11 protein-coding genes are annotated in these 12306 nt (G+C 41.9%); 6 read left to right on the top strand and 5 right to left on the bottom strand.

Annotated features, from left to right (window positions below; translation table 11 throughout):
* Positions 1-25 precede the first annotated feature (25 nt).
* The 3 genes from atpB to ACQKC9_RS11325 form a co-directional block, all read right to left on the bottom strand.
* The gene (gene atpB, locus ACQKC9_RS11335) at positions 26-892 is read right to left on the bottom strand and encodes a F0F1 ATP synthase subunit A (protein ID WP_101205957.1); all 867 of its coding nucleotides are present in this window, start codon (positions 890-892) and stop codon (positions 26-28) included.
* Between the two features lie 676 nt (positions 893-1568).
* Positions 1569-1967 carry an ATP synthase subunit I gene (locus ACQKC9_RS11330; protein ID WP_102093133.1) on the bottom strand — a complete coding sequence of 133 codons (399 nt, stop codon included), beginning with the start codon at positions 1965-1967 and terminating at the stop codon, positions 1569-1571.
* Between the two features lie 277 nt (positions 1968-2244).
* A complete protein-coding gene (locus tag ACQKC9_RS11325; protein ID WP_427621879.1) occupies positions 2245-3138 on the bottom strand; it encodes a metal ABC transporter solute-binding protein, Zn/Mn family in 894 nt (297 codons plus the stop codon).
* Positions 3139-3348: 210 nt separating this feature from the next.
* Between ACQKC9_RS11325 and ACQKC9_RS11320 the strand changes: the two genes are divergently transcribed.
* The 6 genes from ACQKC9_RS11320 (at position 3349) to gluQRS (ending at position 9028) form a co-directional block, all read left to right on the top strand.
* The gene (locus ACQKC9_RS11320) at positions 3349-3927 is read left to right on the top strand and encodes a Fur family transcriptional regulator (protein WP_427621878.1); all 579 of its coding nucleotides are present in this window, start codon (positions 3349-3351) and stop codon (positions 3925-3927) included.
* Positions 3928-4059: 132 nt separating this feature from the next.
* Positions 4060-4797: a metal ABC transporter ATP-binding protein gene (locus ACQKC9_RS11315; protein ID WP_427621941.1), complete on the top strand. Its 738-nt coding sequence runs from the start codon at positions 4060-4062 to the stop codon at positions 4795-4797.
* Positions 4798-4910: 113 nt separating this feature from the next.
* Positions 4911-5714: a metal ABC transporter permease gene (locus ACQKC9_RS11310; protein ID WP_427621877.1), complete on the top strand. Its 804-nt coding sequence runs from the start codon at positions 4911-4913 to the stop codon at positions 5712-5714.
* 309 nt (positions 5715-6023) lie between these two features.
* A complete protein-coding gene (locus tag ACQKC9_RS11305; protein ID WP_427621876.1) occupies positions 6024-6863 on the top strand; it encodes a metallophosphoesterase in 840 nt (279 codons plus the stop codon).
* Positions 6864-7355: 492 nt separating this feature from the next.
* Positions 7356-7793, top strand: a complete 438-nt coding sequence (gene dksA, locus ACQKC9_RS11300) for an RNA polymerase-binding protein DksA (protein ID WP_057762021.1) — start codon at positions 7356-7358, stop codon at positions 7791-7793.
* 242 nt (positions 7794-8035) lie between these two features.
* On the top strand, positions 8036-9028 hold the full coding sequence (gluQRS, locus tag ACQKC9_RS11295; protein WP_427621875.1) for a tRNA glutamyl-Q(34) synthetase GluQRS: 993 nt from the start codon (positions 8036-8038) through the stop codon (positions 9026-9028).
* A 128-nt stretch (positions 9029-9156) separates the two neighbouring features.
* Here gluQRS and ACQKC9_RS11290 read toward each other — a convergent pair whose 3' ends face one another.
* Both ACQKC9_RS11290 and murD read right to left on the bottom strand, forming a co-directional pair.
* Positions 9157-10353 carry an FtsW/RodA/SpoVE family cell cycle protein gene (locus ACQKC9_RS11290; protein ID WP_182176715.1) on the bottom strand — a complete coding sequence of 399 codons (1197 nt, stop codon included), beginning with the start codon at positions 10351-10353 and terminating at the stop codon, positions 9157-9159.
* A 279-nt stretch (positions 10354-10632) separates the two neighbouring features.
* Entirely contained in the window at positions 10633-12057 is a 1425-nt protein-coding gene (gene murD, locus ACQKC9_RS11285) for a UDP-N-acetylmuramoyl-L-alanine--D-glutamate ligase (protein WP_427621874.1), read from the bottom strand.
* Positions 12058-12306 lie beyond the last annotated feature (249 nt).

Here is a 12306-nt window from a genome sequence, read left to right as displayed (position 1 = left end):
CCTCATTTACCTATTGAATGTCTAATTAATGTTCAGTTGATGATGCAAGCGACATGTAAACTATCGTCAGCATCATGAATACGAACGCTTGAAGTGTAATAACTAAGATGTGGAAGATAGCCCACGGTACCGATAACGCCCATTGAATCCAAAACGGCATTAGAGCAATCAGTATGAAAATCAATTCCCCAGCATACATGTTGCCGAATAGACGCAAACCAAGTGATACAGGTTTGGCTATTAGAGTAACTGCTTCTAGGATGAAGTTGATGGGAATCAAAATCGCTTGTACGATTGGGTTTTTGGCGCCAAACGGATGCAGTGTTAACTCACCGATAAAGCCGCCCAAACCTTTTTCTTTAATGCTATAAAAGATAATCAGTGCAAAGACAGAGAACGACATGCCAAGCGTGATGTTAGGATCAGTCGTTGGAACAATCTTAAAGAAAACATGATGTGGATCATGGCCCATAGCAGCACCGATTTGCCCAGCAATACCTGGAATGAAATCAACAGGTATCAAATCCATCAAGTTCATCAAAAAAATCCAGACAAAAATGGTCAACGCCAATGGCGCAATCAGTTTTGATGTACCACTGTATGAATCACGAACGTTGTTATCAACAAACTCAACGATCATCTCAACTGCTGCCTGAGTTTTTCCTGGCACGCCTGAAGTGACTTTTTTGGCAACCATCCAAAAGACGGCGCAAAATAAGATACCTAGACCAATCGACCATAGCATAGAATCAAGATGGATAGCGTTAAAGCCCATCGCCCCTGCTTCTTCAGCAGTATGAGCAACTTTCCAACCTTCGCCCGGCAGATAGCCATACGTCCAATTCGTTAAGTGGTGAGAGATATATTCTGATGATGTTTGCTCGGATGCCATAATGTAAGCTTCTTATTAATCAACGATTTAATCAACTACCAAAAATATGGTTGTCATCTGATGAGGTGTAGTATTTATATCTATCTTGCTATTAAGCAGACAAATAAACCGTACTAAATCACTCATGTAACCAACAACATCCAACCCATAGTTCTATTACTAATATGCAATATTTGATAGCGTGAGATAAATTTTAGCTATCAAAAAAGGGCTTATGATAACTCAGTAATAGCCCTTGCATTTTTATACGCAAAATTATTATATATGTGCTTGCCCACTGACCGTTTTTTACGATCGGCGCTTAATGTAGCGCTTATAAGCAAAATATTTAGCCGCCTATATTAATGCAGCGTTGTATTCGTGTAAAGTCAATTGTGATTTTTTTATCCACTGTATGAATAAGTTAGCCACCAGTTTTACTTGCTAATATAGCCACTAACCATAATTAGATATCAGTACTCTAATTATCAGCAATACAGATAGTTTAGTAATCCCTACTCTCTCACTGCATACTACGTCTAACGTTGAGACTCATAGTGCGGTCTTTATAATCACTGGTGCTATCCTAAGACAGCGTTGTGCTTCGACTTTTCGAACTAGTCATAGAGAAGCTGGACGGCAGGGTGACTTGCCAGTACTATTAATAAACCATCTGTTTAGCGATCATTTATTAGCGCTAGCGTATATGCCACAACATCCAACTGTGACTAATTTGCATTACCATAAAACCGATAAACAGCGCTGGCGCAGATAGGGGTTGTACGGTAATAAAAATTAGTGCAAAACCAAACACGGTCAATAACCATTTTGACATTTGACCCCGATATAGCTGGCTAACGATGTGTTGGCGCGCGCGATATCCGGTATACCAAAAAATAAAAAACGCAAATACTGCTTGAGTGATAAAACTTAGTAGCGCACCAATTGCAGCACTTTTTGCTATCGTAAGCTCACTATGTAGCCAAATAGTATCTACTATCCAAGCAATGATAATAAGGATAAATAGTATCCATGCTTGTCGTTTAATATAGATGCCAATCTTGTCTTTTTGCGTGCGTTTGGCAGGCTTGGTCATCGGTATTCCTATAGCCCTTATAGCATTGGGACAATATATCATACTTATGATAATTTTATCCGTGAATGACTTACTCTACAGGCATTACCTTTCGGCCAAAATAAAACGCTACTTATTATAGGTAGAGCGTAACTATTAAGCAAGTAAAATATGACTTTTATCAGTCACCTAACGCATTTCGATAAGATGATTATACTATTTAGTCTGTAATAAATGCTTGAAGACAAGCTATACAACCAACTTAAACAATCCTAGCAAATTGCTGTTTTTAGCTACATTATGAGATACATTGATATATCTGTTTGGTCATATTCTGCCAACCGCTGATAAAGTCATCGCTACTACTCATATCTTCAGGTTGTACCGTACTCTTCACTGGTTGCAATTTCGCAAGTAAGCCCTTTGCTGGCTCACTTGGACTGACCAAACACATTTGCTTAGCTGGGCGTTGCTCATTTAACCAACGTAGTTGGCTTGCTTTGGGTGATAGGTGATGATCCACGCTAAGGCTACCAACGAGCGTTAAATTTAGGCTATCTTCGATATATTGATAAGCATCATGATAAGCCCAATAAGGTCGTGTTTTTGACTCACTCTGAATAGAGCTTTGCTCAAATGCAGTAACTTCTTTATCTAGTTGCTGTGCAAATTTTTTCGCGTTGGCTTGGTATAGATCTTTATATTGTGGATTGGCATGACTATGAATCACAGCTAATGCACGGGTAATGGCTTTAGCATTTTCAGGGTCTAACCAAATATGTGGATCTAGTGTACCCGCGATAGCGTCGCCCTTTACATCACGTAATGGATGTCGATTGAATGCATCGAACTCAAATAAAGCAATAGCATTTGGGGCTGTTTTTAGACTTGCTGCTAGATTGTTTTCTAGCGGCTCACCGAACCATACCACGAACTTGCTGTCTTTGATTGCCTTGATATCACCAGGGCTGATACTACCATGATGACCCACCTCCCCCGCTTGCAATAGTCGATTGGCTGATGGCGCACCTTCTGTTACTGCTTCACTTAACAAGAATAGCGGATAATTACTAACACTGACCGTTGCAGCTTGTGCATTCAGTGTGAAAGACCCTAGAACTATCAGTCCTGTCATTAACAAGCGCTGTAATGTGATAAGCGAACGTACGGAGTAAGTAAAAACAGCGTTCATAGTAAGCTCTTTTATTGTTAGATAGCATTGTTGGATAACGAACGTATGAGTAATAGTGTCCTGCCCCACTCCTGTAAAAAGGGTAGATATACAAGACTACTATAAGACAATTCACTCAGTTCTTATTTTAGTATGTTATACTATAACAATAAAAAACGCTATCATAAAAAATGTCATGCGATTACCATGCTATTTTTAGGAGCTTGTACCATGTCTATTACTTCATCGATCTACGAACATTTACATGATGTGCAAGATCTGACTCCGCATGATGTTCATGAACGCTTAGCAGCAGCTAAAGAGCATTGCCGTCTAAATGGCGCGCGATTTACGCCTTTGCGTCAGCAGATATATCAATTGGTCTTAGAGGCGGATCAGCCGGTCGGCGCTTATGACCTAATCACTCAGTTACAGCAAATGCGATTGTCTATACCTGATAACAGCGATATTCAAAAAGTAGCGAGCTCACCAACACTGTCAGTAGACACTAAGACAACCAAAAAACGCGCACCGAAAAATGTCGCGCCACCAACGGTTTATCGCAGTTTAGAATTCTTACTAAGTGAAGGGTTGATTCATCAATTAACGTCTATCAATGCTTATGTTCCTTGCTGTCATCCTCGCGCCCAGCATACAGCCGCCTTTTTAATCTGCGATCAGTGTCAACGAGTACAAGAATGCAGCAGTCTCCCAGTTCAGGAAATGATGAGCTTCGCCGAGCAAGATGTGGGGTTTGTGGTTGAGCGTAGTGTCATTGAGCTTAGCGGTCGTTGTCAAGCTTGCCAGTAATGCTACTGTGGTTTTTGTGAACGTTTTAAGCATGATTCGTCGATTGTCTATTTACCTATGCGTTGTCATATTATGAATACCTCTACCCTACCTTTTAATCAGTCAAATACTGCCGTTACGAATGGCAGTACTGTGAGTGATACTGAAAAATTATTGAGCTTAAACAATATCAGTTATCATATCGGGCCTCAACGTCTGCTCTCTCACATCGATATTGACATTGCTGTTAATGAGACGGTCAGCCTTATCGGTCCTAATGGTGCTGGTAAGTCAACGCTAGTCAAACTTATCTTAGGTTTGATTGAGTCAACTGATGGCTCTATGACAGCACATCAGCCGCTACAGCTTGGTTACGTACCGCAGCGATTTGCTGTGCCACCGATATTGCCATTGCGCGTTTGCGATTTGTTGGGGCAAGCAGATAAGAAACGTTTAACCTCTGAGCAGCGGCAGTTTATCTTTGATAACTTATCATTAACGCATTTACTGTCACGGCAGATGTTGCATTTATCAGGTGGTGAGACGCAGCGCGTCCTATTAGCAAGAGCGCTACTAGACAAACCCAATTTGCTTATTTTAGACGAGCCGATGCAGGGTCTCGATCCCGATACAGAAGTTTGGCTATATCAGTTTATTGATGAGCTGCCTGATTTCTTACGTTGCGCCATGCTAGTGGTGTCTCATGATTTGCACTGGGTCATGAAAGGCAGCCGCCGCGTCATTTGTTTGAATAAGCATATTTGCTGTGAAGGACAACCAAGCGAGCTGGCCATTAGTACTGAGTTTCAAAAGCTATTTGGTCATCATTATGAGCAGCCATACGTACATCAGCCCCATGCCTGTGAACACCATGCGCCAAGCGAGTTATAGCGTTAGTAATCAAGGCTCAAAATCGCCAAAATCCAGCTCATTAAAGCCAAAACTATTAAACATATAAATAATACGGCTTTACTCTTTTATAAAAAATTTTACGGACATTCATTATGACTGCTTGGTTAGCCATCATTGCGCCTGCTTGGATCGCTGGCAGTATATTAGCGTTATTATCAGCGCCGTTAGGTTGCTTGGTATTGTGGCGGCGTATGGCGTTTTTCGCCGATGCCTTAGCTCATGGCACGTTGCTAGGTGTGGCTTTGGCTGTGTGGTGGCAATTACCAATGGGTATCGGCATTGCATTAGTCAGTGTCATGGTCGTACTGGGACTGGTCTTGATTGATGATGAGCGTCTGCCAGTGGATGCTGTATTGGCAGTCGTGTCAGTGTCGCTCTTGTGCCTAGGCTTACTGGCTTTGACCCAATTGACTGACCAACAGGCCAATGTGCTCGGGTTTTTATTCGGTAACTTGTTGGATCTTGATTGGGCAGATTTGCCTTTGCTTGCTGGTAGCGTATTAGTTGGCTTGGGACTGCTTACTTATATTTGGCCCGCGCAAATCAAGCTGGCAACGCATGAAGCATTGGCACGTATTCAAGGTATCAATCCAACACGGCAACGGCTGTTTTTTATGGGTGTACTGGCAGGGTTTTGTGCGATTGCTCTACAGGCGGTTGGCAGTCTATTAATCAGCGGATTATTAGTGCTACCTGCACTGACCGCACGTCTATGGTCAGCATCGCCAAAACAAATGGTGATTATAGCGTTGATAATCGCTCAACTGGGTGTGACACTCGGTGTGTGGGGGAGTATTTGGCTAGATATTCAAACAGGTCTTTCTATCGTCTTGATATTAGCTGCTTTATTTTTTGCTGCACTCATTTTTTCAAAGCTAATAAAGATAAAACTTTAGTTAGCGTCGCTGTAAATACGTTATAATAAATAAAACATGACTGTTTTTCGCTATCTTTTTGTTCGACTTTATTTTATTAATATAATGAATACTTTAGCTCGATAATACTATAAGTAGGCTCTAACTTCGATATTACTAGTTGATAGTATAAATATAGTTGATTAGAGTCAAAGTAAGCTCTAGGCAAACGCCGTTCTCTTTTATAGTAGATTGATAATAATTATGAATACCCAGTGAAAAATAGTAGCTCATTTATCCATACTCGCGCTAACAATACTTATTGTTGTGATTCGATAAGGGACTGAACCAATGCCAAACTATCCTGCCAATAAGTTAAGCACCTCTGACCAAACAATAAATGTTTTACAGATTACTGATTTGCATTTATCGACGCCTGTCCTTGTTGATGAAAGTAACACCTATAGTGATGACATGGCTTGTCAGCGTAGCTTTGAAGCAGTTCTCCAACAGGCGCTTAGTGAAGATATTCGCTGTGATTTGATTATTGTGACCGGTGACTTGGTCAATCGAGTGAAGTCCTCAATTTACGATCATATTTTTACTGTATTACAAGCGACTCAGATTCCGTTTGCTTGTATTGCTGGTAATCATGATGTAACGGATGAAAATGGTAAAGACTTGCCATTTTTTCAGCGAGAGCTTGTCGCTCAACCTGCTGACTCACGTTTGTTAAGTCGTCATGTCATTGAGACTGAATACTGGCAGCTGTTGTTATTAGACTCATCCATTTCCGGTAAGGTCGCAGGCGAGATCACGCCCACTGATATCAACTGGTTATGTGAGAGACTCAGCACCTGTGATAAGCCCGCATTAATCGCCCTACACCACCATATTGTTCCAGTTGATTCCGACTGGATTGATACCCATATGGCAGAAAACACTGAGAGTTTTTGGCAGCATATGGCGCCATTTGAACAGCTACAAGTGGTGATCAGTGGACATACTCACCAAGAGCAAGTTCGACTGCGCCAAGGCGTCACGGTGTATAGCACGCCATCTACCTGCTATCAGTTCAAACCCTATGAAGATGATTTCTCTTATGATGAGCATGCATTACCAGGATATCGCTGGTTGCAATTAGCCAACAATGGAACAGTTGCAAGCTGGGTTGAAAGACTGGATACTTGATGCCCAGAATTATTGGGAATAGTATAACTCTTAGCCCTTTATACTTATAGCTTTCGTCAATAATTCCTAATAAAAAATGCAATGATAAACAAATAAAATATGCATTCAATATAAAAAATCACTTCATTATTATTACAAACAATGATACAACTTATGAAATAAAGCAAGGGTGGCCCAATATCTGATATGAAGCCACTGCAAGATAGCTAGGATGGCCCATTAACCACAAGCTCAGTTTTCACAATCAATGACCTACGGCATGCTTTAGACAGTATTATTAAAACCGAAGTTTATATAACAACCTATCTAACAATCGGTATATAACTGTCAAGATATAAAGTCTACGATATTATTTGATCAGCTGTGTTACTTGTATTACCAAGTGGTGAAACGTTTGATAAAAGGACAAATTGTAGCGTTTGTAGCATTAATAACGTCTTGTCTTTTGATACGTCGTTTTATTGAATTAATTTGAAAAAGTAGGATACCCATATGAGCACCCTGACCACGAATCCGAGTGAAGTTAAATTTACTCCTTATGTGCCGGCCAAAGACGAAGAGTATATGTCTGATGCGCAGTTAGAGCACTTTAAGGCTATTTTATTGGATTGGAAAAACCAACTGATTGGCGAAGCGGATCGTACCAAAAACTACATCCAAGATGAGTCAAGCGCCATGCCAGATATCAATGACCGTGCCACTCAAGAAGAAGAGTTTGCATTGGCATTACGTACTCGCGACCGTGAGCGCAAACTTATCCGCAAAATCGACAAATCTATGTTAGAAATCGAAAATGATGACTATGGATTTTGTGAGACTTGTGGTGTAGAGATTGGATTACGTCGCCTTGAAGCACGTCCAACCGCTACCCAATGTATCGACTGCAAAACCTTATCTGAAATCAAAGAACGTCAAAACCAAGGCGCTTAGATCAGATATTACAGATATGAATGTAAACAGAAGCGACCTTATAATGGGTCGCTTTTTGTATTTTAGACTGTCACTATTTTGCTGCATTACTAATTTTGCTCTGAAAAACACAATCGCTTGAATAATGACATGACTAACAAAACAATCTCATTTAATGAATATCTTTTGATACTTATATTTATTATTCTATCTTTATTACCTCTTATAGACAGCCATTTATTTTGAAAACAATGCCTACCACCATGCCAAATCAAACGCCACCATCACAGCCCATTGGCCGCTTTGCGCCTTCACCAACGGGTGAGTTACATCTCGGCTCTTTAACGACTGCGCTTGCCAGCTTCTGCCATATCAAATCAATCGGTGGTAAGTGGCTGCTGCGTATGGAAGATACTGATACTGAACGCTGCGATAGACAGTTCACTGAGCAAATTTTGATGGATCTTGAGGCACTTGGGCTACATTGGGATGGTGATGTCATTTATCAGTCTGAGCGCATTGATATCTACAACGATTATCTATCATCATACCTAGGGCCGTTGACCTATGGCTGCCAATGCTCCCGTAAGGACTTAGAACAGTACTGGGCGCAAGAAGAGATAAGTAGAAACCATAGTCGTGCTAGCTTAGCTGCGCTGACCGACCAATCATTAAACGAACAAGTTCCATCAATTGACCAAGTACAACCAAATAGACAGCGGTATCCGCGTCGCTGTGTGGCAGCTGACCTTGATAGACAGCAGCATAAGCTACGTATTCAACTACCAGACTATCGGATTGGGTTCAATGATGGTATTCAGGGACTACAATGGGATAATCCGCAGCAGACGTTAGGCGATATGGTCGCTCGTCGTCAAGATGGCATGATTAACTATATACTGGCAGCCAGCCTCGATGATGGTCTACAGCAGGTTACTCATATCATGCGTGGTCTTGATATTCTACCTATGACGACCGCGCAAATCGGCATCATGCAAGCTGCTCGCCTACCCACTATTGACCGATGGTATCATTTGCCATTGATTAATAATGCTGATGGCCAAAAGCTCTCTAAGCAAAATCTTGCTCAACCAATCGACACATCAGATCCGAGTCAGCTAATTGCTGAAGCCCTATCGCTACTACAGCAAGCAAAGGTCGATATCGATACCCCAGAAAACATGCTTAAACAAGCCATTGCGCAATGGGATAACACCCCGCTACAAGGTAAGCAGCAATTAAATTTGTCTTATTAATGAGAGTTCAAAAGCTATAAATAGACAATAAAAAAGCGCCACTATGAGTGACACTTTCATTTCAATAATGCTAAAAACTATTTACCGAAACTCTGAATCTATGCAACGACTATTATATATAGAGCCTATTAGTAATAACGGCATTGGCTTTTTTCTATTTCAGGGCTTTCTTTATATATCTTCAATAATAGCGCGACCATAACCAAGCTAATCAACATAGACGATCCACCATAACTAAAGAACGGCATAGTGAGACCTTTGGTTGGAATAGCACCCATATTCATCGCAGCGTTAATAATCGTCTGGGCAATAAATACCACACCGATTCCGAAAGCAGTATAGCTCATGCGCATTTGACGGCGTTTTAGCGCGTTGTAACTGATCCGCATCGCACTACCGATGATCAACGCTTCAAGTATCAGTACCATGCTGACACCGACGAACCCTAATTCTTCACCCGTAATGGCTAATAAGAAATCCGTATGCGCCTCAGGCAAATGCGACAGTTTCTGTACACTTTCGCCATAGCCAACACCTGTGAACTGGCCACGGCCAAAGGCGATCAAACTACGTGCCAACTGATAATCAGTATCTTGTACATCGTCAAATGGATCCATAAACGACATCACACGCACTAGTCGGTACTCTGCCGTAGTCACCATTAACACTGCACCGCCAACAGCAGCAGCACCCAATGCTAAGAAATGCTTGTAAGGCGCCCCAGCGATATAAAAAATCGCGAACAGCGTACCAATAATGACGACGAAAGAACCAAAATCTGGCTGCGACAATAGCAGTATCGTTATCAGCGCCACTACCAGCATAATTCGCAAAAAACCATCTAGGCCATTACGAACTTCAAAAGATCGCCGCACCACAAAGTCAGATACAAACACAATCATGACCAATTTGGCTAGCTCGGCTACCTGAAAGTTAAAGCCGCCTACTGTGAGCCAGCGTTTGGAACCATTGATTGGTGTGCTAAACAACGTGGCAACAAGCAGTAGCCCTGTGATGCCTAACAAAGCAAACTGGGTCTCAGTTTTATAAAGTGTGCGCAAAGACACGCCATAATAAGGAATGACCGCAACGATTAAACCAATCGTCATATACAACAGCTGGTTTTTGAAAAAATACAGCTCGGTCATACCGCGGCTAAGCGCAAAAGGGATAGAAGCAGAAGCAACCATCAGCAGACTAAGCACCATCATACAGCCGACGCTTGATAATAAAATTGCGCGCGCTGACGGCATAGACAGAACACCGTCTGAGCCAGAGGTTTGCTTGGTTTGGGGCGAGGAACGAAAAAAAGAAGAGAGCGCCATAATTTTATATACACTAACAAACGAAAAACACGGCGTCTATGAAACGCCACCGTTTAAAAAATCATAAAATAAATCGTACTAAATAGATGGTGATAGAAAACCTGTAACTATCGGCAAACGCCTTAGCTAGCACCTATTTCAACAATCAGGATTATATGCTTGACAGTAGCAGCAATCTGTAAGCAAAACAATCATTTATCCAGAAAATACTGGCTGCTGCTAAAGACGCGATATGCGCTATGCCAATCTATATATCTGCTTAATATATTCGACTACCTATCAAGCTTCTGATTGTGCGGTATCCAATTGATTGACCAGTTGGCTAAAGTGGTCACCGCGAGCCGCATAACCACTATATTGGTCAAAACTAGCACAGGCAGGTGACAACAATACAGCCTGTACTTGCGATAAACTACTGGTAGTGACTTGTTGGATAGTCGCAAAGGCATTCTCTAATGTCTGACACTGATGTAGCGCAACATCATCACTCAATTTCGCAGCTTTTAGGTGTTGTTCAATCTGCGGACCATCTTCACCAATAAACAAAACTTGGCTCACATATTGATTGATAAAAGGCGTTAATTCACCAAACTGTTGCCCTTTGCCTTGCCCACCTAAGATCAATAATAGCTTACCGTCTTTTGGCGCATAGACTGCACCCAAGCCTTCGATAGCGGCCATGGTCGAACCAATATTGGTGCCTTTAGAATCATTGAAATAATCAATACCAGCAGCATTAGCCACATATTGGCAGCGGTGTTCAAGACCTGTGAACTGCTGTAAAGTGGTTAGCATGCTCTCCAACGGTAATCCTGCCAGCTCGCCAAGGGCCAGAGCCGCTTGCGCATTTAGTAGATTATGACGGCCTTTAATCAACAGTTTATCTGCCGACAGTAATCGTTCTGTACCACGAGCAAGATAAGTTTGGCCTTCTGTATCGGTAATCAGACCATACTGACCTTTATCAGGGGCATGAATACCCGTACTAATTCTCGGTAGGTTGTCTGCGACCAATGGACGAGTAAGTGCATCTTCGCGGTTAATCATTACCGACTTGGCACCTTGGAAGATACGGTGTTTAGCTTGATGGTAGCCAAGCATATCTCCATGACGATCTAAATGATCAGGCGACATATTGAGCACAGTCGCTACTTTTGCGCCCAAGTTAGTGACGGTTTCTAACTGAAAGCTAGACAGCTCAAGTACCGCAAGTTCCATATCAGGATTGTCTAACAATGTTAAAGCTGGTACACCGATATTGCCACCGACGCCCACGTTAACGCCAGCATCAGCTGCCATTTGGCCAACTAACGTAGTGACCGTACTTTTAGCGTTGGAGCCTGTAATCGCTACAATGGGTGCTGTACACGCTTCACAGAATAGTTGAATATCGCTAACTACTGGAATATTGGCTTGGCGAGCAGCAGCCACAGCGGCAGTCTCAAGAGAAATACCTGGACTAATAATAATACGTGCGGCTTGCTGCAATAAATCGGCATCTATCCCACCAAACTGACGAATCTCTATCTCGGCTGGCAAATGATCGGCCAACTTAGGGGTAACTTGAGCATCAGTGACTGCGACTTGATAGCCTTGCTTGGCCAGATAATGCGCGACTGACAATCCAGACTGCCCCAAACCCACCACGACTTGTAGACCACTACCCTTATGAAGTAAGGCTTCTGTTGCTGTATTAGTGGTCATATCTATTCCTTCTATTAAACGAGAAAAATTGTATCAAATAAATTTGTTGTATAGCGACTCTAATCGGCGCTGCTAAGATGTGCAGCATCTTAACGCCATCGTTCAGATTTCGGTACTGATTTTTTATGAGTTTATGCTATTATTCGCCTGTTTTTATATTAAGTGGCTAATGCTATAATAGTTAGCTTGATTAATATTTATCAGTATTTTGCTGAGCACATTGCTCAAGCATTTTAGTTTAGCATGTTG

Source organism: Psychrobacter sp. NPDC078409, from assembly GCF_050268505.1.
Classification (GTDB): domain Bacteria; phylum Pseudomonadota; class Gammaproteobacteria; order Pseudomonadales; family Moraxellaceae; genus Psychrobacter.
The sequence above is the reverse complement of the archived record's forward strand: the minus strand, read 5'-3'. Positions and strand labels throughout refer to the sequence as shown.